This is a genomic window from Psychrobacter sp. UBA3480 (genome assembly GCF_002377945.1).
GTDB lineage: Bacteria > Pseudomonadota > Gammaproteobacteria > Pseudomonadales > Moraxellaceae > Psychrobacter.
This window is the reverse complement of the sequence record NZ_DFQV01000033.1, coordinates 118,437-142,247: the sequence shown is the minus strand read 5'-3', so window position 1 is coordinate 142,247 and position 23,811 is coordinate 118,437. Positions and strand designations below refer to the sequence as shown.

Below are 23,811 nucleotides of genomic sequence, written 5' to 3'. Positions count from 1 at the left end.
CAATAAAAAAGCCGTTATATGATATAACAGCTTTTTTATACATTTAGAACAGCAAACTTACACTGTGCGACGTGTAGCCAAACTATTTAAGATATTTTTAGCATCGCCCCAACGTGTTGCTGAGCTGTTTGCTCCTAAGATAACAATAATTGCAGGACGATTATTGACACGAGTTTCCATTACCACACAACGTCCAGCTTCATTGATAAAGCCTGTCTTAGAGATACCGATTGGATAGCTGCCGTCACGGACCAATGTACTGGTATTACTGGCTTTATAGGTACGGTTACCACTTGAGTAGTTTGAGACAAAAAAGTCATAGCTCTTAGTGGTAGAGAAACGACGAATAACATCATAGTTGCCAGCAGCACGTACCATTTTGACCAAATCTTTTGAAGAAGCTACGTTGCGCTTATCAAGTCCAGTTGGATCACCAAAAAATGCCGTATTCATGCCCAAATCTTGCGCTTTACGATTCATCGCACGCATAAAGGCATCATAGCCACCTGGGTAGTTACGTGCCAGACTCTTCGCCGCTGGATTTTCAGACTTCATCAACGCCATCAATAGCATCTCAGCGCGGTTTAAACGATCACCTGATTTCAAACGCGAGCTTGCACGCTTTGGACCAACGAAATCTTCTGGATCAAGCGTGATTTCTTCACGCATATCAAGACCGGCATCCAACACGACCATCGCCGTCATGACTTTAGTGATACTGGCCATCGGGCGTGCGATATCAGCATCTTTTTCGTAGATAGATTCGCCAGTTTCAGCATCGATCACCGCAACACTACGTGAATCAGTACTAATCGGAATCATATCGCTGCTACCAAATGCCCCGCGATAGGTTGTGTTATAGCGAGCACTATTGGTGTTATTACTACTAGCAAAACTATTGGTATTCGTGATGTTGGTAGTACCATAGCCATTATCGACTTTCTTAATAGCAGAGCCATTAGACTTGTACATAATGTTGCGGGCTTCAGACAAACTATCAGCGCCGCCCCAACTCAGGCGTGCACTAGAGGCAGTGTCAGTGCTACCATTAATTGTAAGTGCGGCTTGTGCAACACTGCCCAAACTCAATGAAATCATAGCAGCGATCAATTGCTGTTTGGTTAATGGTAGTTGCTTCATTATGCCTCCTGCTGTCGCTATTACGCCAGTTACATATTGTCTGACGCCAAAAACGTACGTAGCGTTTATAGATGTGTTTGTAAGTACTCACATAGAGCTTTTGTATTTTTAGTGTATCATGGTTTACATTTAAGTTTAATCTATCAAACTGATTTAGTAGTTTTTTTTGGCTTCGTTCAAACTTTGCTACAACCAATTTATATTATAGAAACATCAATTCACACTGCAGCAATATAATTTAACTTCGAATGTTATGATTACTCGTATTTTGTTATATTAACCAGCAGTATTTTGAATATATAAAAATAAGAATAATAGTTGGAATATATTCGTTTTTTATACTATTTGAACCTAATAAAGCGTTCATTCTGACAATCAATAAAGAGTATGGTTATGATTAAAGTATTAGTAGTAGATGATCATGATTTGGTACGGATGGGTATTAGCCGTATGTTGTCAGACAGCCCCGATATTGAAGTGGTAGGTGAAGCAGACAGCGGTGATATGGCTATCAAACAAGCCAAACAATTACATCCTGATGTGATTTTACTAGACGTCAACATGCCGAATATTGGCGGGCTTGAAGCAACCAAACGTCTGATACAACTTGATATGGGTATCAAGATTTTGGCGGTCAGTAGTATGTCTGCACAGCCCTATCCCTCAATGCTGATCAAAGCAGGTGTTAATGGTTACATTACCAAAGGCACGCCACTTGATGAAATGATACGTGCGGTCAAAAAGATTTATCAGGGAGGTCGTTACTTCAGTCAGGATGTTGCTGAACAGTTAGCAGACGTTTTGTTATCTGATAACGCAAACTCACCTTTTGACTTATTGAGTGACAGAGAAAAACAAGTAGCCATGATGGTTGTTAATTGTCAAAGCCCTCAGCAAATAGCCGATCAACTGTTTGTTAGTGTCAAGACCATTAATACGTATCGCTACCGTATATATGAAAAAGTTGGGGTTGATAGTGATGTTAAATTGACTCACTTGGCCATTCGTCATGGTCTGATTCAACCATAAACCATTTAGCGTTTATTTTATTACGGCCAGTTTATGAACTCTGCTACCAATTCTAGCTCTGTCATTACTCATTATGTACATCATGATGATACGCTTCCTCTGTCGATGTTGCGTAAGTTGGGGCTGATCTATAGCAGCTATCGCTTCGTCGTTAGCCTGTTCTCTATGCTCATGCTATACATCTCTGCTCGTACTGGTGATGGCGCTTCTTTACCGAGTTTTTTACAACAAACGACTCTAAGCTTCTATGTACTGTTAAGCTTGATACTGCTTGGATTGTTTTATGTCGTTAGAAAACATATGCGCCGCCAACTGGCATTCGGACTGGCCTTAGACGTTATTATATTAAGTCTGCTGCTCTACACGACAGGTAACCCTGATTTGCAGTTAACCATGCTATACATGGTGGTCGTCGCAGCTAGCTTTATGCTACTACATGGCTCACAAGCATTGGTTATTACTTTACTTGCCATCATTCTCGTTATTTATCAACAATTTTTTTACGCTATTGCTAATAGCATGAGTCTAGCTAATCTAGGTGATGCGCTACTGATGTCAGCGAGCTTTTTAGCAGTAGGCGGTTTGAGTTGGTCTATCTCTCAACGATTGGTACAGCTTGAAAAGGTCGCGGCAAACCATGCTAAGGAAGTCGAGCGACTAAATGTGATTAATCAAGAGGTTATCACGCAGATGGTGAATGGTGTTATCGTTATCGATAAGCAACATATTGTCTTAGCAAATCTTGCCGCACATCAGTTGCTGAGCCTTTCTCTTGTCACACCTACCACAGCGCAGAATACCTTTGACGATACAAAAGAAACTCATAACAAAGCGCTTCTCTCTAATTTCGAGCAGCAACTTAATAAGCAGCATTCACAGTTGTTTAATGCCTGCTTGTCGGTAGCATCTGGGCAGTCACGCGCTTTTACCTACGACGTGCCAGCTGTCGCAAACGCTTCAATATTTGGCAAATTACGTGTACAAATTATTCCACTAAAAGACGATAGTAAGCTTGTCATATTAGAAGATTTACGCCGTGAGCAAGCCAGTGCTCAACAGTTGAAACTGGCTTCTTTAGGGCAATTAACTGCCAGTATTGCCCATGAAATCAGAAACCCATTAGCAGCGATATCGCAAGCCAGTCAGCTATTAATGGAAGATGTTGCAGAACAAATGGAAGATGACAGTGCATTAAAAAGTGAATCGAATGCTGCCATAACCGGCAACCATGAGCTTTATGAGATGATATTTTCACAGACAAAGCGTGTAAACCGTATCATTGAGGATATTTTAAAGCTGTCTCGTCAGCAGACGGCTACTCAGCAGGTGCTCGAATTGGCTGAATGGATGCCATCGTTTTTGAAGAATTACTTTCAAGGACACGACATTTTTCTACGAATAAAAACCAAACCCATCATATCATTTGATACTCATCAGTTAGAGCAGATATTAATCAACCTAATCAACAATGGCCTGCGTTATAGCAGCTATGCTCATCCCCACGCTTATGTGGAAATCGACATTTACTGCGCAGACAACGATGTTATAATCGATATATTAGATAATGGTAATGGTGTTAGTGCTGGAAATTTAGAACTTTTGTTCGATCCGTTTTTTACAACAGATAAAGCTGGTACAGGACTGGGGCTCTATTTATCACAAGCATTTTGTGAAGCCAATCAAGCGCGTTTACTCTACATTCCTGAACATGAGAAAACATGTTTTCGATTAATTGTACCTTCTATTAAATCTGATAATAAATTTCAAACTATCGAAGAAAATCTTACCTAAATTTATCTTTTGAAAGCTATTACACCTATTTAGACCCAGCTATTGATTTTATAGCCATAAAATACGATGAGATGATGTATGACAACAACCGCGCTAGTCGTCGATGATGAAGTAGATTTATGTCGATTGATGCAAATTACCCTAACTAAAATGGGTATCAAAAGTGATGTGGCTTATACATTGTCGCAAGCAAGAACATTTTGGCAAGACAATGACTACGATTTCTGTCTGACGGATTTAAAACTGCCAGATGGCTCGGGACTTGAGCTGGTAAAAGAAATTAGCAATAGCTCTAATATTCCAATAGCGGTGATCACGGCTCATGGCAGCATGGATTTAGCTATTGAGGCATTAAAGCTTGGTGCCTTTGATTTTGTCAATAAACCGCTAGAACTACCACGTTTGCGCCAACTGGTAGAGAATGCCCTAAAAGTTATTCATCAAGACAACGAAGTACAGGCCACACCAGAATGCTCTCCTGAACAAAAAATGCTAGATAGTAGATTGATTGGTAATTCTGCTGTCATGCATCCCCTTAAAAATACTATTTTAAAGCTAGCACGCTCACAGGCACCTGTGTTTTTATCGGGCGCTTCTGGCACAGGTAAAGAAGTGGTCGCCAGATTGATCCATGATTTAAGTCCACGGCGTGATGGCAGCTTTGTACCAGTGAACTGCGGTGCGATACCATCGGAGTTAATGGAGTCGGAGTTTTTTGGTCATAAAAAAGGCAGCTTTACAGGGGCTGTCGCTGATAAACAAGGGTTATTCCAGCAAGCCAATGGCGGCACGTTATTTTTAGATGAAGTAGCAGATTTACCTTTAGCCATGCAGGTTAAATTGTTACGTGCCATTCAAGAAAAAACAGTAAGAGCAATTGGTGATACAAAAGAAGTGCCAGTAGACATCCGCATTTTGTCTGCCACTCACAAAGACCTGAGCCAATTGGTACAAGATGGTGCATTTCGACAAGACTTATATTATCGCATCAATGTCATTGAGCTAAAGCTTCCAACGCTTAATACACGACGTGATGATATTCCTGTGTTAGCAGACCACTTTTTGGCGATGATTGCTGATGACTGGCAATTAGAGTCACCGCCCTCATTGACGCCGGAAGCCTGCGAACGCTTACAGCGCCACGATTTTGCAGGTAATGTCCGTGAACTACGTAACTTACTGGAGCGTGCAGTTACGTTAGCTGATACCTCATATATAGACGTTAGTCATTTAGGTCTCCCTGACATTGAACCTGAGCTTGTAAATACACAAGAGCAAAATCATAGCTCAGCTATCGATAGCTCTGAGCCACCTGCTCGCAACGTAGAAAATCAAATAGACGTTCAATCTACAGCCCAATCTACAAAGGACGGTGAGCAAGTCATTCAATCTAGCAATATGGCGACGCAGGTTGAGCAAAGAGCGACCAATTTACATCCCTATCGTACTAACACCAACCACTACCCTTCAATGGTGCAGCATTCGTCAGCTAGTAATAACAGTTCGTCAACCAACGTAGCAAATACTTATGACGAAGAATCGCTCCTTGCTTCCACCGCCCAACAAGAAACATCTAAAGATATATCAGATTTACAAGAATTGTTCGACGGTCAACTACCGCCTCAAGGGTTAGAGCATTATTTACAGGAACAAGAAAAGCAGCTAATTATCACGGCACTCAGACAAACTGGCTGGAACAAAACCCAAGCAGCTGAGTTATTAGGAACTACTTTTCGCTCTTTACGCTACCGTATGAAAAAGCTCGAAATTTCTGAAGATGCGTCTGATTAGCTTCTTTTGAACGTCATCTTCAAATATTTTTAAACGTTGGATGGTATGCGCGGTTAATTGACTGCTACGAAAATCTATTCTTTAGTAGCATTTTTTCTAACAAAACGAATACCCGAATCAAGCGCGCGCGCTTTTACTAATTCTAATGCTTGCTGTTCCCACGTGTTCTCGCTGCCTGATAAAGTCACATCAGGTTCTACGCCGATCTCATCTATTTGTTTGCCTGCTGCCGTCATATAATTGGCCACAGTCAATTTGACGGCTTGCTCATCGTTTAGCGGTATGACCGATTGTACTGAGCCCTTACCATAGCTGACTTCACCGATAATAGTAGCGCGTTTTCGTGCTTGTAAACTACTGGCAAGCACCTCTGCCGCTGATGCTGAATAGCGATTTTGTAATACCACTAATGGCAAAGGTTTAAGTATCGCATCACCTTGAGTCGATAGTACCCGTGATTTATTTTGACGTGCTTGCACCTGCACCACATCAGTATCATCCATGAATAAACTGGCCACGCTCACTGCTGATGTCAGTACGCCACCTGGATTATCACGCATATCTAGCAAAATGCCTGATATCGGAGCGTTTAGGTTAATTAAACCTTCTAGTAACTTCTCACGGCTATTATTTTGAAAAGCCGGTAATTTAACAATAGCAATACCATCAACCAGTTTGGTCTCGATAATCTGCGGATGACTATTATTACGCTGTAGCGTCGTTGTGTGTTTACGGCGACCAGCTTTGGAAGTGATAATATCTACCTGCGTACCAGCAATACCCGTCAAAAGCTGCTCAACGTCATTGACCTGTCGCCCTTCGTCTAGCTTAAACTCATCAACTTGATGCAAATAATCACCAACTGCGATGCCTTTTTTGTCTGCGGGTGAATCATCGATAACCTCTGTCACAACCCAATAACCTGCATCTGGCTGGTAATTAACTTTAATACCAATATCACCAACGTCGCCCTCAGTAAAAGCACGCAGGTTCTCATAAGCTTCTGCGTCCAAAAACTCAGCATGGCTATCAAGTTTGGTCAGCATACCGCTCATCGCATTGCTAAATAACTCTTCGTCATTGACCGCATCGACGTATTGACGACGTACTAAATCCACCACAGCCACAAATGTCTTTAGCGTCTCAGGAGAGATAGCATTTAACGATACTTGTGCAACTTCTGCTGGAATCTCCGTATCAATATCATCGGCATCATCCGTTAGCGCGCTTTCATCTGGCACACTATCTATCGAGTCATCTGGCTCATCGGCGACATCTAACATATCAGCAATATTCGATAAGTTATCAGCGTCGTTTTCATCCGCTATCTCATCTGCATTCAAACTGATGAGCTGTAGACCATTCGTAGGATTATCATTGTTTGTAGAAGCTCCCACTGCTGCTTGTACATTTACGCTAATCGCACAACCAAGCACACCTATTAAAATTGCAGGCTGCAAAACCTTGGACACGACTGATGCCCTCCCTACTGATTTACTTAACTCTTTGGATAAAAAAGAACGTGCAAAAGAAATAGGCTGCATAAAAGAACTCATTTGAATAATAGAGAATACGAATTTATCGTTATATAGCGATTTATAAGATAGCACCAAACGCATATTTCGAACTAGCATAGTATTGCAAGTAAATTAAGTAAAATGTATCACAAAAAAAGGAAAGGATAATAGGTTATCCTTTCCTTTTTGATATCTTCTGGTACAGCTGTCAAGTCAGTATAAACCACAGTCATTCAAGTACTGTGGTTTAACTCGACTGGCTTAGACTGCTGGAACCAATAAGCTCTCACCTGTCATCTCAGCAGGGGCGTCGACATTCATTAGTGATAAAATAGTCGGCGCCACATCACTAAGTTTGCCGCCACGGCGTACTTGCAGCTTTTGCTCACCTACGTAAATTAATGGTACATGCTCTGTCGTATGCTGTGTATGTACTTGACCACTTTCATAGTCTTGCATCTGCTCGCAGTTACCATGATCGGCTGTGATAAGCATGTCACCACCAGCAGCACGCACCGCTGACTCGATACGGCCAACACATACATCCAAAGCCTCTACCGCTTTTACCGCTGCATCAAAGATACCCGTGTGCCCAACCATATCACCATTGGCATAATTAACCACCAATACATCATACTTACCAGACTCAATCGCTTCTACTAGTTTATCAGTGACTTCAGGCGCGCTCATCTCAGGCTGTAGATCATAAGTCGCAACGTCTGGAGATGGCACTAATATACGGGTCTCACCCTGATATTCTTCTTCGCGGCCACCACTAAAGAAAAATGTCACATGCGCATATTTTTCAGTTTCAGCGATACGTAGTTGAGTTTTTCCTTGATCCTGCAAGTACTCTCCCAATGTATTGGCCAAAGACGTTGGGTAATAAGCAATGCTAGTTTTTGGATTGTCAGCTAGGACATCTGAATACTTAGTTAGCATCACAAATGCCGCCAGTTTTGGTTGTTTTTGACGCGCAAATCCAGAAAACTCATGATCTGGCAATACAAACGCTTGGGCAAGCTCACGAGCACGGTCAGCACGGAAATTCATAAAAATAAGTGCGTCGTTATCATTAACAGTATATGGCACTTCATCACGTCCAATTACGGTCGTTGGACTGACAAACTCATCGGTCTCACGCGCTTTATAAGCAGCTTGAACAGCGCCATCTGCCCGTGTCGATAGACGATCAGCTTTGCCTTCAGTAATCAGCTCATAAGCTTTTTGCACTCTATCCCAACGATTGTCGCGATCCATTGCATAGTAGCGACCGATGATACTTGCAATCTGTACGCGGCCACCTTCGTAATGAGCATTCAACTTATTGATATAATCACGCAGACGATTGATGTACTTATCAGCAGATTTAGGCGGAGTATCACGGCCATCTAAGAAACAATGAATAAAGACATTCTTGGCACCATGGACCAATGCTGAATGACACATACCTTCGATATGGTCTTGATGTGAGTGGACGCCGCCATCAGAAAGCAAGCCCATAATATGGACGTTACCGCCACGCTCATTAGCCGCTTTTACCGCATTGACCAATGCTTCGTTCTTATAAAATTCACGATTGGCAAGCTCACTTGAGATACGTGTTGAGTCCTGATACAGAACACGACCCGCCCCTAAGTTCATGTGACCAACTTCTGAATTACCAAACTGACCATCAGGCAAACCAACATCTTCCCCTGAAGCTGAAATCAGCCCATGAGGATATTGCTGATAAATCTTGCCTAAATTTGGCATATTGGCTGCAGCGATGGCGTTATCTTTATCTTCTTCACGATGACCAAAGCCGTCCAATATCATCAAGACATGCGGTATTTTTTTATTCTGTGCACCGTCTTGGTTATTGCTAAGCTGTTTTTTATTATTATCAATAGAGTCTGATGCTTGTTGGGTACTGGTCATATATTACCGCTCCTCGAGTGAATGAACGCCTATAATGCTGTGTAAGGGAATATAAAGCCCTCTATATTAACACACATCTTGAAATAGCTGAAAAACTGAGCATTTTTCGTGAGTTTATGAATGATTTTATAGGGTTAGCTTGTGATGGTTTTTCTAGACAAGATAATATAAATGCGGCCAATTAACCAAGCTACGTATCAATCTGTAATTCAGACTTGCAATCACTCTTTTCATTGGTTAAGATAAAACTATTCTGAAGTGTTGGCTAGTAGATGTTTATTCCCTGAGCCGATAATGCTTTACCAGGATGTGGTACCTATTGTCTCATTGTGTATGCCTGCACCGCTTGCGGTGTATCAGGAAACCTGCAGAGATGATGACGCATCCGCCCTGAACTTCACGGTTCATGGGTCACCATCTTACAGCGGCACTTCGGTTGTTTCATTCGGTTAGTAAGTATATTCCTTATAATTTATTTACTACCACTAAAAAGCCCCTTTCGTCATTGATGAGAGGGGCTTTTTTTATGTTTACGATTTAACTTAATGGTTATTCGTCATTAGCAGACTTGGTAATTTTCTTGACATCTTTAGGGATGTTTTTGGCAGTACCATCAACCGTAGTATGCTGTTTAAACACATCACCAAATGGATTCTGGCCATTCATGCCACCTGCACCACCGAACGGATTTTGACCGCCCATACCACCAACACCGCCAAATGGATTTTGACCGCCGCCCATTTGACCACCCATCTGCTTCGCCATCATTTCCATCATTTTTTGCTGGTTATTCATGACGTAATTATTGGCCAAGTCTTTTAGCTTTTTCTGCACAGGTGGCAATACGACCAACAGCGCCATCAAATCACTAAGCACCCCAGGAATAAGCAGTAAAATACCTGCAGCTGCCATCGCGATACTCTTAATCATCGTGGTCTCTGGCGGACGCATCGCAGGGTTCATCATACCACCAGCTTTCATTTGCTGCGCCATTGGATTAAGAGCAGCCATACCTTTGCGCATCAAGGAGATACCGATAACCGCGGCGATAATAAACCACATAAACACCCACCAGCCGCTCATAAACTGAGCAAGCAAATACCACAGTAGCATCTCGATAATAAACCAAACGATGGCTATACCAACTATCTGACCCATAAAGTGTCGTCCTATAAAATAAAAACCAATAAATTGAGCGCCATGAAAATTAAAATGGCTAACATATGATGTATATGGGGATTGGTTGCTATACTATCAAACTTAAGGCTAATTTTTAAGCCATATAGTCGGTACAATATAATTTGGCTACAAGGAAGACAAACGTCAGTGCTACTAGCAGTAGGCTAAGCGAGTCTGACTCCGTATCCAATTTATATAGGACTGAATATAAAATGACAGGTAAGCAAGACGGAATATTATGGCAATTATTATAGGAATTGATCCAGGGTCACGCATGACCGGTTATGGGATAGTACAGCAGACAGGTGACAAGCTGACCTATATCGATGCAGGGACGATTCGTACAGATACCAAAGAGATGCCTGAACGCCTTAAGCGTATCTTTAATGGATTAACGCGTATCACACAGCATCATTTAAAATATGCAGACGAGCCTATCTATACAGCGATTGAGCAAGTATTTATGGCGGAAAACCCTGATTCTGCACTTAAGCTTGGGCAAGCACGAGGTGCAGCGATTGCAGCAATGGTTGCACTAGATTTAGAAGTGTCAGAATATACGGCTCGGCAGATCAAACAAGCCGTCTGTGGCTATGGAGCGGCGGCCAAAGAACAAGTACAAGAGATGGTCTGCCGGATATTAGCGTTAGAAGTCGTGCCGCAACAAGATGCTGCCGATGGACTTGCCTGCGCCATCTGTCATGCTCACTCAAGCCATTCAATGAACAAACTGATATTGAATAGCGCCATGCGTGGTCGAGGTGCTTCCAAGAAGAAAGGCCGTTGGCGTTTGACGGAAGAAGATTTGGGTAACTTGCGTTAGAGATCAGTGTTAAAGTAGCTGAGCGTTAGAGCAGACAGTCGTCAAAACAAATAAACAGCAAAGTAGACATCCCATAAAAAACACGCACTATTAGGCGCGTGTTTTTTATGACTATGAGCATTTCAAAGCTCAAACTATAATAGGCTACTCCACCACTGAACTTTCAATGACTGCATCTAATATATAAGCATACTGTTCATCCGCGGTATCATCTTCTGGCAATTCATTGATATTTATCTGATAGCGTTGTAAGCGTAATACTTCTTCGTGTTTGCTGTCATGCTGATAGCCATCGATCTCACCAACGAATACTCGCCACTGTCCTTCGTGAGTTTTAATGCCCTGATCATTGTAGGTAATAGGCTTAACTTGTAGACACTGCTCAGAGTTACCTGCTTCGCAAGGTACTGTTTCGGAGTTTACTGCCCAAAATACTGTTTCACCCTTACTGTTATATTTCGCTTGTGCAGTAAGCCTACCATTCCATACTAAAGTCACATCATCGTCAGTAAACTGGGTCAATACTAGATTATCGCCTTGATCAATTTTGAACTCACTACTGCCCTGCATCAACGTATTCAAGGTGTTCTCTGCCAAATCTAGCTCGCCACAAGACATCTTTGTACTCATACCCTCTTCAGTAGTTAAGGTATGCCCTTTTAACTGATAGCCAGCACTAATCGTATTACAGCCTACGCTATAGCTTAGCGTGTCTTGCCCTTGATATTGGTTAAACGCAAGCGTTACCTGACTATTAATATTCGCAAATTCAGCCACAGGTTGTTCATTGGCGTCGACTGCACTTACTAACGTCCAACGATGATGAGATAAGGTGGTCGTCAGCTTTTCTTGAGCGGTTAATTCAACAGGCACAGATTCATCTGATGTAGGGTTCATACTAGATACCAGATCTTCACTTACGGCTAAGTCTGTCATCTCGCCAGCTTCAGCACCCTGAGATGTATCATTCTCGCTAGACGCCGCTTCTTTTTGACACGCACTTAGCATCAGATTAACTGCCATCATACTGGGTAATAGTAGTAATTTTAACGTTGGCTTATTTCGGCTACCTACCATATTCCATACCTCTTAGTAAGCTTGTACAACTTATCTCGCGTACCATCTATGTTTCAAAAACCTATTCAAAAGGAGTCATAATTTAAAAGCGTTCCTCTTTAATGAATAATTTAAAAACATAATTGATATAACTAAGCTAGATTAACCACTATAACCTTGGCACTATTAACCTATGTAACGAAATGTTGATTTTTATTATATTTCATAAAAAAACAGCTAACGATTGAGGTTAGCTGTTTTGCTTTATAGCGATCAATTTATCGGATAGGTTAATAGATAAATTTTATGATTTAAACTATTTTTCTAGAACCTTTTAGTCATTCACACTGGCAGGTTTGGCTTTAGCCATATTTTTAATACTGAAGCGTTCATTCATCTTTTGATAAAAACGAGCTAGGTTTTCGCCTTGCTCATTGGGATTAATCTTCAATACTTTGCCAAAATCCAAGCTTAGATATAGCACGATATCCGCAAAACTTAATTGTTCACCTACTAGGTATTCGCGACCTTCTAGTATCGTCTCAAAATATGCCATGGCTTTAACAGCACGAGCAATTGATGGTGCGACGAACTCTGGCACTTGCTCAACACGTTGTGCTTTAGATGGATGACTGTGCTGAAATGCGAGCATCAAGTTATACATCACCTCAAACTCTGCAACACGGCGCATAGAGCAAACTTGCGCACGCTGTACCACATCATTACCCATGACTGAACGCTCACCGTAAACGCGATCCAGATATTCACAAACTGCCTGAGAATCATTTAATACGGTACCATCATCTAAGGTTAAAACAGGTACGGTCTGCATTGGATTCATTTGTGTAAAAGCTTCTGACATTTGCTCATTTGCCGCAAAATCAATGTCTATCACATCGACATCATCCATATCGTCGACATCGATACCTTTTGAAGCCAATAAGATAAGCGCTTTACGTGGATTGGGCGCTGTACGGGTAATATATAGTTTTTTCATAGCAAACTCCTTGTAAGAATGATTAGACAGCGATTTGACGCTGATACGCTTTATTATGGTTGTTGTACTGATAAGCACAAATATTGATACGCTATACCACAGTTATAGCCTAATCTGGCCATCATGGCAAAGTGTTATTAATCATAAAGTAGAAATAATAAAAGCCCCATAACCTTGAGTCATGGGGCTTTATTTAATCACATTTATACATCAGTCTAATTATTTGTTTGGTGCAGGTGTGGTGCGTAGATACGGCTTAATCTCTTTGTGACCTTTTGGATATTTTGCAGCGATATCTTCATTTTTCACACTTGGTGGAATGATCACATCGTCGCCATCTTTCCAGTCTACAGGTGTTGCAATGTTGTACTCATCCGACAACTGTAGTGCGTCAATTACGCGGATAATTTCATCAAAGTTACGGCCACAGCTGGCAGGATATGTCAGCGTTAGACGAACTTTTTTGCTTGGATCAATGATAAAGACGCTACGTACTGTATGAGTGCTGTCGGCATTAGGATGCATCATGTCATATAGCTCAGCGACTTCTTTATTAGGATCAGCGATGATTGGGAAGTTCATATCTGTGCCTTGAGTCTCACCGATATCGCTCGCCCACGCTTTGTGATCTTCTAAGCTATCAACAGAAATACAAATCGGCTTTACATTGCGCTTTTGGAACTCGCCATTCAGTGCAGCGGCGCGACCAAGCTCAGTGGTACATACTGGCGTAAAATCTGCTGGATGCGAGAAGAAAACGACCCAATGATCACCTGCCCACTCGTGAAAATTGATGTCACCTTCTGTGGTTGTAGCGTCAAAATTTGGTGCGGTATCACCTAAACGTAAATGTGCCATGCTTGATTCCTTAGCTATGTGAATGAACGCTTATATCGACACGTCGGCCTCGCGTTCTATTATTATCATCGACGTGCTCAGTTATCAAATATAACATAAAGCACATCCGTAAAAACTGACTTTATCTTAACAAACTGGTTATGAATGTCTTGTGACGGATTGTAATGCGGTTATTCCGTTTAACTCTAAGCTGATGGACAAATCTTTTAATAAATTTTATTGACAAGCATCTTTGATAAATAATCAAACCACCATACCTGCATCCCATAAGCAAAACTCGCCAAACTTACCCTTTTTACTGGTACCACCAGCTGCACGTCCAGCATCAGTCAATACTAGCTCACCATCTTGCGATTGTAGGTAACCCGCTGCAAGTAGCTTTTCATTCAACTCTTGAGTTTTAAAGCCCAATTCTTTAGCAAGCTTTGCGGTGGTCAGTTTAGAATAATTGGGTGTGGCTTCTGTCGTAGAGTTACCATTTACGTTGGTAGTAGAGTTTGTTGTTTTGGTACTAGGCTCAGACTTACTTTCAGTTTCGGTCACTTTTTCAAGGGACATTCTCACTTCATCACTGATACGAATGATGCGCTGCGCTTCCTCATAAGTATCGGCATAAAGTTTGGCATCATCATTACGATAAATCAGTACACCCATCTCATTGTTATTAACTTGGCTAAATTCATAAAGATTTAAACTGGTAATAATGCATTCATTTTCATTCAGGTAGCATTTCGCATGTAAATTTTTGCAAAAGCTAGTACGAATAAAGGTCAGGTTTTTGAGCCAGTTTATTTCTTCAGGATGTAAGTCATTCTTACCATAAACAATGCGAATGTCGATCTTGAGGCGGTTGCGGTCTTCCAATAATTCTTTGATACGTTCATTAAGCTTCAAGTATGGGCTAATAATAATCAACCTGTCAGAAGCGTTTTTAATCAACTCTTCTAAATGATACGTTGTACCACTGCTGTTTAGAAACTTTGCCATTCTTATTTCCTCAAATCTTACTATGCTTAACTTTATAACTACACACAAAAAAGCCCATTCCTAGCGTACTAGAAATGGGCTAACTTGCAAACTACTATTGTTCAGTATTATTTCAAAATATCTATTTGGATAAGGATACTTTTAAATACTAAGCCAACATAAATCAAGCTGGCTTATAACTATCACGTAAGCTAACGATTTGGTTAAATACTGGCTTATCAGTGCTATGATCTTCGCTATCAGAGATGAAGTAACCTTCACGCTCGAACTGGAAACGCGTGCCAGCATCTGCATTGACCAAAGATGGCTCAACCACTGCATTTAGCTCAGTGAGCGAGTTCGGGTTTAGCGCTTGATGAACATCAGCGACGCCACTTGGGTCCTCAGCACTGAATAGCTGCTCGTACATACGTACGGTCGCTGGCACACCTTGACTGGCTGATACCCAATGAATCACGCCTTTGACCTTACGCCCTTCAGGGTTATTGCCCAAAGTAGCAGGATCAATCGTCGCTTTTAGCTCAACGACATTGCCATTTTCATCAGTGATATGTTCAGTGACTGCTAGTACGTAGGTGTTACGCAGACGAATCTCTGGCTTTTCTGGAGAGAGACGCTTGTAGCCTGCAGGTGGCTCAATTTCATAATCACCTTGGTCAATGTATAGCGTTTCGGTAAATGGGATCTCACGCTCACCCATATCGACGTTAGGATGGTTTGGCTGAGTCAACCAAAGCGTCTGAGTCGCATCGTCAAAACGCGCATTAACGCTATCGGCTTTTTGCGACTCCCAACTGCTTACCGCTTCGCTAAAGTTAGTGATAGTCACTTTCAATGGCTTTAGTACCGCCATACCGCGACCAGTTGTCGTCTCTAACGATTGACGAACGCTAAACTCTAGCAAACGGAAATCAACGACACTATCCGCCTTGGTCACACCCACACGCTCACAAAAATCGCGCAAGCCCTCTGGCGTATAACCACGGCGACGCATGCCAGCGACAGTCGGCATACGGGGATCATTCCAACCACTGACGATACCTTCATCTACTAGCTGCTTTAGCTTACGCTTACTGGTCAATGTATGGTCAACGTTTAAGCGGCTAAACTCGTACTGATGCGGCGGTACATCAAAGCCGATTTTTGCAATGACCCAATCATAGAATGGACGATGATCTTCAAACTCAAGCGTACATAATGAATGGGTAATCCCTTCCAACGCATCCGAGAGTGGATGAGCAAAGTCATACATCGGATAGATGCACCATTTATCACCAGTCTGATGATGCGCTTGATGCATCACGCGATAGATAACAGGATCACGTAGGTTCATATTTGGGCTGGCCATATCAATCTTGGCACGTAAGATAGCCTTTCCTTCAGCGTATTTACCGTCTTTCATATCGTTGAAAAGCGCTAGGTTGTCTTCAACGCTGGCATCACGATATGGTGAAGGCGTTCCCGCTTCATTAAATGAACCACGGTTTTCTTTGATTTGCTCAGGGGTTTGCAAATCAACATAAGCGTCGCCTTGCTCAATCAACTGGATTGCCCATGCATGTAGCTGATCGAAATAACCTGAGGCATGATGCGCCTCGCCTGCCCACTCAAAACCTAACCACTGCACATCGTTCTTAATATTGTCGATGTAATCTTGCTTTTCAGCAGTTGGGTTGGTGTCATCAAAACGCAGGTTGCACACACCGCCGAACTCTTTGGCCACACCAAAGTTTAAGCAGATAGATTTTACGTGACCTAAATGCAAGTAGCCATTTGGCTCAGGCGGAAAGCGCGTTACAATTTGCTGGTATCTTTGCGCATCGACATCGTCACGAATGATATTACGAATAAAATCGTTTTTTGGTTCGTCTTTTTGTGCATTGTTGCTTGAGTGATCACTCATCGGGCATTGCTCCTAACGCAAATTGTCAGTTCATGGTGCGTGCCATCACGCATCACGAAACGTTTAAACTAAAGTGTTAAAATAAAACGAGAATATTAAAATAAAGCGAGAATATAAAAACCTAGATAGTGCGACCGCATTATCAAAATTTGTCAAAAATGGGTAAAGTTGCGTTATTCTATCAGGTTTCGCAAACGCATTAACAGCCTGATACATGACACGGGATAAAAAAGCCGTTAGACTACCCGTAACTTTTTAACCACCACTCACAATAGTGCTATTTAAGGCGCTGCAATCAAAAAGGAATATCCCATGGTAGACATGCCACCAGTAGTAGAACTTGAAACTAATATGGGTGCGATCGTTATCGAACTCAACGAAGAAAAAGCACCAAAAACTGTAGAAAACTTTTTAAACTACGTAAAATCTGGTCAGTATGACGGTACAATTTTCCATCGCATCATTGATGGTTTCATGATTCAAGGCGGCGGAATGGACGCTGAGATGAATGAAAAACCAACCAATGCGCCTATCGAAAACGAAGCGGACAACGGTCTAAAAAATGACAAAGGTACTATCGCAATGGCGCGTACCCAAGATCCGCATTCAGCGACTAGCCAGTTCTTCATCAACGTAAAAGACAACGACTTCCTAAACCACTCTGGCAAAAACATGCAAGGTTGGGGTTACACCGTATTTGGTAAAGTAACAAGCGGTATGGACGTTATCGAAAAAATGCGCAGCGTACCAACTGGTCGTTTCGGCATGCATGCTGATGTGCCAAAAGAGCCAGTTGTTATCAACTCAGCAACCATTATTACTCAGTAATAGTCATTCAATAGCAGCTATTCAGTAATAGTTACTTAGCGATAGCTGTGAATGAGCGAGCATGATTTAATAGAGTTTATTAAATCATGCTCGCTATACGATAAGTCACGAGGACCAAGATAAATGCAAAGTTTTAATCACTTAATCACGACCCGCCCTCATCAAGTGCGGCAAGTATTGATTAGCGATTTGCATTTATCGCCTCAGGAGCCTGCCTTAGTGCAGGCTTTTTTGGCGCTATTAGATGACTGTCTCGCCCTACCTGCGCTCAAACGCCTCTTTATATTGGGTGATTGGTTTGAGGTGTGGCTAGGTGATGATACCTATTTGTCCCTATTAAAAGAGAAAAGATCAGAAGATGAACAAATAACGCATTGGCTAACCCCATTGATTGCAAAGCTAAAACAGCTACGTATCAATGGCTGTGAGATATTGGTCATGCACGGTAACCGTGACTTTCTATTGGGTCAGCCGTTTTGTAATCTATTCGGCGGTGAGCTTATCAGCGAGCCATATACTTTGCCTATTGGTCAGCAGAACTACCGCTTAGAACACGGTGATGCACTCTGTACCGATGATAAAAAATATCAGTTCTTTCGCAAAATCATGCGTAACCGATTAACCCAATGGTATTTACTCAATAAGTCGTTAGAAAAACGCTTAGCCATCGCAGACAACATGCGCAAAAAAAGCCAACAGAATAATGCGAACAAAGCTGCCCATATCATGGATGTGAATGATAAAGCCGTACGTCAAGCCATCACTACTAGCGATGCATTATTACACGGACATACTCATCGTCCAGACATTCATCAGGCGACTGATGATAAAAAGCGCTACGTGCTTGGTGACTGGCGCTTGATAGATAACGACACACGCCAGCCGAAAGTCAGTGCTGTGATTGGTGCAGTAACAGGCGACGAGCATTCAAATGACGGTTTTAGTAGTAACGACTTAAGCAGTAATGCTGCTGAGTTTGGATTGTTCGAGTTTACAATGCTTGTTTGACTTGATCGTTGAACCTATCTAGAAAACAAAAGGGGCTGTTGAAATATCAACAGACCCTTTTGTTTTTTACTACAATTCTTTGACTACACTTTTAAATAGCTTATCGCTTGCTAGCTATTTAAGGTATTAACTTAAAGAAATGTTGACGGTAGTGCTTTAGCTCACGGATAGAGTCACGAATATCATCTAGGGCTAAATGACTGCCACCTTTTTCGAAATTCTTTAAGATATCAGGACGCCAGCGGAAACAAAGCTCTTTAATTGATGACACATCAAGATTGCGATAATGGAAGAATCGCTCAAGCTCTGGCATTTGGCGCGCCATAAATCGACGATCTTGGCAGATAGAGTTACCGCACATTGGCGACTTGCCACTATCAACCCATTTGTTTAGGAACTTGATGGTCTCCGCTTCGGCTTCTGCCAATGTCACCGTACTACGACGTACACGATCGACCAATCCTGACTGACCATGCTGCTTAGTATTCCAGTCATCCATCTTATTTAAGACTTGATCTGATACCTTGATAGCAAACACAGGCCCTTCAGCAAGTACATTCAAATCTTCGTCAGTAACGACAGTAGCAATCTCGATAATCTCATCGTTTAAGGTATCAAGTCCGGTCATTTCTAAATCAATCCACACCAGCCCTTTTTTGCCTTGATTTTTGATTTTAATCTTGTTGGGATGGTCACCGGTAGTCATACAATATCCTATGGTCATTAAATTTTGGGACAGTTTTAAACATAATTTACAAAACGTATTACGGTTGAATACTCATGTTCAGACAGCATTGTAATGCACTGATTGATTCAAAAAATCTAGCAAGCAGCCAAAATATTACAAAACCACTGTCTGACGCAGACGCTTTAGGCTGTATGTTAGCAAATTTTCACGCTACACTTAGCAATATTTTTATAATAGGTCAAAAACCCATGGCATTAATCCGGCAACGCAAACTGACTAAACAACAGATTCGTCGCATCGACAAGCAGCAACTGTCTAATCAAGATAGTATTGATGACAGTTTGATGGATGGCGTGGTCATGGCGCATTACGGTAAGCAACTAGAAGTACAAGTCACTAGCCTGCCAGCTGTCATACCTGAGCAGCCAGAGATTGCCCCTGATGATCCTGAGCCGTTTTGGCAAACGCTTGAGCTAAATGATATCTGGCGCTGTCATGTGCGTACCAATCTACCGATGCTAGCTGCTGGCGATCAAGTACGCTGGAATGCTGACTCTAATACTGGCTTTGGTCGTATCGAAGCGGTCAAACCGCGTACATCGCTGGTTTCTCGTCCTGACCGCTATCATAAGCTCAAACCTGTTGCCGCGAATGTCGATATTTTGGCGATTGTTTTTGCGCCATTGCCTGCCGCTGCGCCAACGCTGATCGATCGCTATCTTGTGGTATGCCATCATGCAGGGGTCAAACCACTGTTGGTACTCAACAAAGCCGACTTATTGGCAGCAGAAAACGGTGTGGATACCAATGAGCTATTGGCGCAGTATGCCGCGCTTGGTTATGAAAGTGTTCTAACTTCGGTCGACTGCCCTGAAAATATCGCTGAGAGCGATGAGCAAGAAGGCCTTGATGAACTAAAGCGTTATATAGATAAAAAGCTGGTTATCTTCGCGGGTCAATCTGGCGTCGGCAAAAGCAGTTTAATCAACGCCCTACTGCCTGACTCTGGACAGAGCGTCAACATCATCTCACAAAACTCTAAGCTCGGTCAGCACACCACGACGACAAGTCGACTGCTGCCATTTAACCCAGAAGACCTTACCCAAGGCGGTATCGTCGATACACCAGGGATTCGTGAGTATGGCATTTGGCACCTTACTCCTGATGATATTATTTCGGGCTTCGTTGAGCTAGCACCATTAGCCGGTGACTGCCAATTCCGTGACTGTCGCCATACTCACAACAGCAAAGGCTGCGCACTATGGCAAGCAGTAGCTGATGGTGAGGTATTGCAGCGCCGCGTTGAAAACCTCGTTACGCTACGAGAAGAGGCAGATACGAAGCCTTATTAATATTTGGCTTGTTAGTGACCGCCTTAATTAAACGCGGTCTTGTGAGTAGATATTTTTATTAGGCTGAGAAGATCCATAGATAGGTGCAATAACCGCCTAATTATTGCCCATGTCATCGCCCGTTTACTATAGATGGCCTTATCGGTATAATAGCGCCTTGTTCAATATCATTGGGCTGTCTTCTCAGCTTAATAGAACACTTATTTTTTTGGAGGTATGGTTTGGATCGTGCGCTGGAATTTGTGGGCAACCACCCGTTTTTATTTGGTATATTAGCCGTACTTGCTATACTGTTTTTTACGATTGAAAACAAACGTAGCGGTAGAAAGATATCGCCTAACACGCTTGGCATGATGGTCAATTCTCAAAACGCGCAACTTATCGATATTCGCGCTAAGAAGAAGTTTGAATCAGGCTATATTCAAGGCAGCCGTAACATACCGTTCACTGACCTCAAAGACCGCTTAGAAGAGATTCGCGCGATTGAGCAACCAGTGATTATTATCTGCGACATGGGCGTCCAAGCAGGCGCTGCGATTCAGATGATTGGTAAAGATAGTGTCTATCGCTTAGATGGCGGTATTGGCGGCTGGCAAGGCGCTGGCATGCCATTGGTTGGTGTAAAAGACGCCAAAGCAAAGGCTAAAGGTAAAATAAAACCAAGTCTAAGCAAGTAATAGACCTGTATGGGCGCTTAAGTGAAGCGTTTATACACATCGCTTAGCTGATGTTTATGCGACCTGACTGACGTTATCAGCGCTACCAACGCTATAAAGAAGACACCTTTTTATCAGGTGTCTTTTTTTGTGGTTTATTTTTTATGTTCTATTTGTCATGTTTTACAGCTCTAAAATACGTTTTGAGCCAAAACGGCTTGAATTTGTCATGCCCATCCCCACTTTAGTAATGAGCATCACCGAATGCATTCTTGCTTTACTCATTGATAACAGACTATACCAACGCTTAGACTATGATAATTTATCATGCTCTCTATAATACGTTTGTTATCCCATAAATTTATAAATAAGGATTTATCATGACTGTATCTGTGAAAGTTTACACTACCCCTATCTGCCCATACTGCTCAAACGCCAAACAACTACTAAAAACCAAAGGCGTTGATTATGAAGAAATCGGCATGCACGATATGAGCAGCGAAGAGCGTCAAGCGTTGATGAAAAAAACCAATAACTACCGCACTGTGCCGCAAATCTTCGTTGGTGAAACCTTTGTCGGTGGTTTTGATGAGCTCAACCAAATGAACCAGCAAGGCAAACTTGACGAGCTATTGGCTGGTTAATCTGCTACCTTTCTTTACTGTCTGTCTTTTTTTATGTAAAGATAGACAGTGGCACGTTTTAATAGAGCAGTAAGAAGTAATAAGAAAAATATCGAGATTTCGTCTCGATTTATATTACAATGAACTTTTATTGAAATGACGATTTGCCCAATCATTTGATTTAATTTTAGAGGATTTACCATGGCTGAAGAACAAGCACAACCACAATTGGCACTAGAACGCATCTACGTAAAAGACATGTCACTTGAAGTGCCAGGCGCTAGCGTATTCACCAAAGAGTGGAACCCAGAGCTTGATATCAATTTGTCTAGCAACGCTGAAAAACTAGATGACGATCATTATCAAATCATCCTAACTGTAAGCGTTACTGCCAAAAATGCGGAAGAAGCAGCATTTATCGCTGAAGTGCATCAAGCAGGTATCTTCTTACTAAAAGATATTCCAGAAGATCAAATCGGTCAAATCTTGGGTGCATACTGCCCTAACGTGTTGTTCCCATATGCTCGTGAAGTCATCAGTGACATCGTGACGCGTGGTAGCTTCCCACAATTGCTACTAGCACCTGTGAACTTTGATCAAGCGTATGCACAGAGCCAGCAGCAAGCACAAGTTGATGCTCAAGGTAATGCTTAAGCGCTAACCAAAAATATATGAGCTCTACGAGTCGTATATTTGATAAAAGGCCGTTTACTTATAATGAGTAAGCGGTTTTTTTGTGGGTATGTTTTTATAAGGCATAAAATCATCAGCCATAAAAAAACCCTGCTATTAAACAGGGTCTTCAACGACTACATCGACTGGCTAAATTACTTAGCTAACATCGAACATTAGCCTTTTAGTGCAGACAAAATTTGCTGCTTAACGTCATCGATACCTTGCGTACCATCAAACTTGTCATAGTTAGGCGCATCATCGCCTTCTTTAGCTTTGTCTTGGTAGAAGCCAACCAATGCTGACGTTTGCTCATGATAAGTAGATAGACGGTCACGAATAGTCGCTTCTTGGTCATCTTCACGCTGGATAAGCGCTTCACCAGTGACGTCATCGAGGCCTTCAACCTTTGGTGGATTGTGATCGACATGATAAACACGACCTGAACCCGGATGCTGACGACGGCCAGACAAACGGCTCACGATTTCGTCATCAGGTACGCTGATTTCGATAACATGGTCAATAGCAACATCAGCGTCTGCAAGTGCCTGCGCTTGAGGAATAGTGCGCGGGAAACCATCTAGGATACAACCATTCACACAATCAGGCTTAGCGATACGCTCTTTCACTAGGTTGATAATAAGGTCATCAGAAACCAAACCACCAGCATTCATGATATCTTTGGCTTTTTTGCCAAGCTCGCTACCTTCTTTAATTGCTGCACGTAGCATGTCGCCAGTTGAGATCTGTGGAATATCATATTCTTTAGAAATAAACTGGGCTTGGGTACCTTTACCGGCGCCTGGTGGTCCTAGTAAAATAATACGCATCATTACACGACTCTCCTTAATAGATAGGATTTTGGGATTAATAAAACTCTGGGATTAGTTGTTTGCAAAGCTACCTTACCTTGTGGCCCTGCAAAGCTCAAGTATTTTCATTATTGATGTGATAAGTTGGCATGACTTATCTGTTCATACATGGTCGATTCAA

Annotated in this window: 21 protein-coding genes and 1 other RNA gene; 11 read left to right on the top strand and 11 right to left on the bottom strand. The window is 42.1% G+C overall.

Features of this window, described 5'->3' with window-relative positions:
• Positions 1–57: 57 nt before the first annotated feature.
• Entirely contained in the window at positions 58–1,140 is a 1,083-nt protein-coding gene (locus tag B2863_RS13520) for a serine hydrolase (RefSeq protein ID WP_057760963.1), read from the bottom strand.
• Positions 1,141–1,533: 393 nt separating this feature from the next.
• On the opposite strand from B2863_RS13520, the gene B2863_RS13515 reads away from it, so the two are divergent.
• The 3 genes from B2863_RS13515 to B2863_RS13505 all read left to right on the top strand — a co-directional run bounded on the left by B2863_RS13515 (position 1,534) and on the right by B2863_RS13505 (position 5,751).
• Positions 1,534–2,169 (top strand): response regulator, encoded by a 636-nt coding sequence (locus B2863_RS13515; protein ID WP_101206382.1) that lies wholly within the window; start codon positions 1,534–1,536, stop codon positions 2,167–2,169.
• A 33-nt stretch (positions 2,170–2,202) separates the two neighbouring features.
• Positions 2,203–3,960: a sensor histidine kinase gene (locus tag B2863_RS13510; protein ID WP_296211477.1), complete on the top strand. Its 1,758-nt coding sequence runs from the start codon at positions 2,203–2,205 to the stop codon at positions 3,958–3,960.
• 78 nt (positions 3,961–4,038) lie between these two features.
• Entirely contained in the window at positions 4,039–5,751 is a 1,713-nt protein-coding gene (locus tag B2863_RS13505) for a sigma-54-dependent transcriptional regulator (protein WP_296211474.1), read from the top strand.
• 74 nt (positions 5,752–5,825) lie between these two features.
• On the opposite strand, the gene B2863_RS13500 is transcribed toward B2863_RS13505, so the two are convergent.
• Both B2863_RS13500 and gpmI read right to left on the bottom strand, forming a co-directional pair.
• Complete coding sequence (locus B2863_RS13500) at positions 5,826–7,295, bottom strand: S41 family peptidase (RefSeq protein WP_296211472.1); 1,470 nt, start codon at positions 7,293–7,295, stop codon at positions 5,826–5,828.
• A 234-nt stretch (positions 7,296–7,529) separates the two neighbouring features.
• Complete coding sequence (gene gpmI, locus B2863_RS13495; RefSeq protein ID WP_296211470.1) at positions 7,530–9,188, bottom strand: 2,3-bisphosphoglycerate-independent phosphoglycerate mutase; 1,659 nt, start codon at positions 9,186–9,188, stop codon at positions 7,530–7,532.
• Between the two features lie 247 nt (positions 9,189–9,435).
• Here gpmI and ssrS point away from each other — a divergent pair.
• Positions 9,436–9,631: non-coding RNA, 6S RNA (ssrS, locus tag B2863_RS13490), on the top strand.
• 106 nt (positions 9,632–9,737) lie between these two features.
• Here the strand turns inward: ssrS and B2863_RS13485 are convergent.
• Positions 9,738–10,346, bottom strand: coding sequence for an FxsA family protein (locus tag B2863_RS13485; RefSeq protein WP_296211468.1), 609 nt, complete (start codon positions 10,344–10,346; stop codon positions 9,738–9,740).
• A 259-nt stretch (positions 10,347–10,605) separates the two neighbouring features.
• Here B2863_RS13485 and ruvC point away from each other — a divergent pair, with 259 nt between their 5' ends.
• The gene (gene ruvC / locus B2863_RS13480) at positions 10,606–11,190 is read left to right on the top strand and encodes a crossover junction endodeoxyribonuclease RuvC (RefSeq protein WP_057760973.1); all 585 of its coding nucleotides are present in this window, start codon (positions 10,606–10,608) and stop codon (positions 11,188–11,190) included.
• A gap of 144 nt (positions 11,191–11,334) precedes the next feature.
• Here the strand turns inward: ruvC and B2863_RS13475 are convergent, their stop codons facing one another.
• From B2863_RS13475 to B2863_RS13455, 5 genes are all read right to left on the bottom strand, one after another.
• Positions 11,335–12,267, bottom strand: coding sequence for an META and DUF4377 domain-containing protein (locus B2863_RS13475; RefSeq protein ID WP_296211466.1), 933 nt, complete (start codon positions 12,265–12,267; stop codon positions 11,335–11,337).
• A gap of 313 nt (positions 12,268–12,580) precedes the next feature.
• A complete protein-coding gene (locus tag B2863_RS13470) occupies positions 12,581–13,243 on the bottom strand; it encodes a glutathione S-transferase family protein (RefSeq protein ID WP_101206376.1) in 663 nt (220 codons plus the stop codon).
• 219 nt (positions 13,244–13,462) lie between these two features.
• Entirely contained in the window at positions 13,463–14,101 is a 639-nt protein-coding gene (locus tag B2863_RS13465) for a peroxiredoxin (RefSeq protein WP_057760978.1), read from the bottom strand.
• Positions 14,102–14,344: 243 nt separating this feature from the next.
• Entirely contained in the window at positions 14,345–15,088 is a 744-nt protein-coding gene (locus B2863_RS13460; RefSeq protein ID WP_296211463.1) for a phospholipase D family protein, read from the bottom strand.
• Positions 15,089–15,251: 163 nt separating this feature from the next.
• A complete protein-coding gene (locus B2863_RS13455; protein WP_296211461.1) occupies positions 15,252–16,991 on the bottom strand; it encodes a glutamine--tRNA ligase/YqeY domain fusion protein in 1,740 nt (579 codons plus the stop codon).
• A gap of 321 nt (positions 16,992–17,312) precedes the next feature.
• Between B2863_RS13455 and B2863_RS13450 the strand changes: the two genes are divergently transcribed.
• On the top strand, positions 17,313–17,819 hold the full coding sequence (locus B2863_RS13450) for a peptidylprolyl isomerase (RefSeq protein ID WP_228153198.1): 507 nt from the start codon (positions 17,313–17,315) through the stop codon (positions 17,817–17,819).
• Positions 17,820–17,942: 123 nt separating this feature from the next.
• A complete protein-coding gene (locus tag B2863_RS13445; protein WP_296211459.1) occupies positions 17,943–18,827 on the top strand; it encodes a UDP-2,3-diacylglucosamine diphosphatase in 885 nt (294 codons plus the stop codon).
• 118 nt (positions 18,828–18,945) lie between these two features.
• Here the strand turns inward: B2863_RS13445 and orn are convergent, their stop codons facing one another.
• The gene (orn, locus tag B2863_RS13440; RefSeq protein WP_057760984.1) at positions 18,946–19,533 is read right to left on the bottom strand and encodes an oligoribonuclease; all 588 of its coding nucleotides are present in this window, start codon (positions 19,531–19,533) and stop codon (positions 18,946–18,948) included.
• 230 nt (positions 19,534–19,763) lie between these two features.
• Here orn and rsgA point away from each other — a divergent pair, with 230 nt between their 5' ends.
• The 4 genes from rsgA (at position 19,764) to secB (ending at position 22,800) form a co-directional block, all read left to right on the top strand.
• Positions 19,764–20,867: a ribosome small subunit-dependent GTPase A gene (rsgA, locus tag B2863_RS13435; RefSeq protein ID WP_201567344.1), complete on the top strand. Its 1,104-nt coding sequence runs from the start codon at positions 19,764–19,766 to the stop codon at positions 20,865–20,867.
• 221 nt (positions 20,868–21,088) lie between these two features.
• Positions 21,089–21,544 (top strand): rhodanese-like domain-containing protein, encoded by a 456-nt coding sequence (locus B2863_RS13430; protein ID WP_296211456.1) that lies wholly within the window; start codon positions 21,089–21,091, stop codon positions 21,542–21,544.
• Positions 21,545–21,903: 359 nt separating this feature from the next.
• A complete protein-coding gene (gene grxC, locus B2863_RS13425; RefSeq protein WP_021813631.1) occupies positions 21,904–22,167 on the top strand; it encodes a glutaredoxin 3 in 264 nt (87 codons plus the stop codon).
• A 180-nt stretch (positions 22,168–22,347) separates the two neighbouring features.
• A complete protein-coding gene (gene secB, locus B2863_RS13420; protein ID WP_057760989.1) occupies positions 22,348–22,800 on the top strand; it encodes a protein-export chaperone SecB in 453 nt (150 codons plus the stop codon).
• Between the two features lie 194 nt (positions 22,801–22,994).
• Here the strand turns inward: secB and adk are convergent, their stop codons facing one another.
• A complete protein-coding gene (gene adk, locus B2863_RS13415) occupies positions 22,995–23,648 on the bottom strand; it encodes an adenylate kinase (protein ID WP_296211825.1) in 654 nt (217 codons plus the stop codon).
• Positions 23,649–23,811 lie beyond the last annotated feature (163 nt).

Coding starts and splice junctions, on each gene's coding strand:
- B2863_RS13445 (WP_296211459.1), top strand. CDS start 17,943: ATGCAAAGTTTTAATCACTTAATCACGACCCGCCCTCATCAAGTGCGG.
- gpmI (WP_296211470.1), bottom strand. CDS start 9,188: ATGACCAGTACCCAACAAGCATCAGACTCTATTGATAATAATAAAAAA.
- rsgA (WP_201567344.1), top strand. CDS start 19,764: ATGGCATTAATCCGGCAACGCAAACTGACTAAACAACAGATTCGTCGC.
- B2863_RS13485 (WP_296211468.1), bottom strand. CDS start 10,346: ATGGGTCAGATAGTTGGTATAGCCATCGTTTGGTTTATTATCGAGATG.
- adk (WP_296211825.1), bottom strand. CDS start 23,648: ATGCGTATTATTTTACTAGGACCACCAGGCGCCGGTAAAGGTACCCAA.
- B2863_RS13515 (WP_101206382.1), top strand. CDS start 1,534: ATGATTAAAGTATTAGTAGTAGATGATCATGATTTGGTACGGATGGGT.
- B2863_RS13460 (WP_296211463.1), bottom strand. CDS start 15,088: ATGGCAAAGTTTCTAAACAGCAGTGGTACAACGTATCATTTAGAAGAG.
- grxC (WP_021813631.1), top strand. CDS start 21,904: ATGACTGTATCTGTGAAAGTTTACACTACCCCTATCTGCCCATACTGC.
- B2863_RS13455 (WP_296211461.1), bottom strand. CDS start 16,991: ATGAGTGATCACTCAAGCAACAATGCACAAAAAGACGAACCAAAAAAC.
- ruvC (WP_057760973.1), top strand. CDS start 10,606: ATGGCAATTATTATAGGAATTGATCCAGGGTCACGCATGACCGGTTAT.
- B2863_RS13500 (WP_296211472.1), bottom strand. CDS start 7,295: ATGCAGCCTATTTCTTTTGCACGTTCTTTTTTATCCAAAGAGTTAAGT.
- B2863_RS13450 (WP_228153198.1), top strand. CDS start 17,313: ATGCCACCAGTAGTAGAACTTGAAACTAATATGGGTGCGATCGTTATC.
- B2863_RS13505 (WP_296211474.1), top strand. CDS start 4,039: ATGACAACAACCGCGCTAGTCGTCGATGATGAAGTAGATTTATGTCGA.
- B2863_RS13520 (WP_057760963.1), bottom strand. CDS start 1,140: ATGAAGCAACTACCATTAACCAAACAGCAATTGATCGCTGCTATGATT.
- B2863_RS13510 (WP_296211477.1), top strand. CDS start 2,203: ATGAACTCTGCTACCAATTCTAGCTCTGTCATTACTCATTATGTACAT.
- B2863_RS13475 (WP_296211466.1), bottom strand. CDS start 12,267: ATGGTAGGTAGCCGAAATAAGCCAACGTTAAAATTACTACTATTACCC.
- B2863_RS13470 (WP_101206376.1), bottom strand. CDS start 13,243: ATGAAAAAACTATATATTACCCGTACAGCGCCCAATCCACGTAAAGCG.
- B2863_RS13465 (WP_057760978.1), bottom strand. CDS start 14,101: ATGGCACATTTACGTTTAGGTGATACCGCACCAAATTTTGACGCTACA.
- secB (WP_057760989.1), top strand. CDS start 22,348: ATGGCTGAAGAACAAGCACAACCACAATTGGCACTAGAACGCATCTAC.
- orn (WP_057760984.1), bottom strand. CDS start 19,533: ATGACTACCGGTGACCATCCCAACAAGATTAAAATCAAAAATCAAGGC.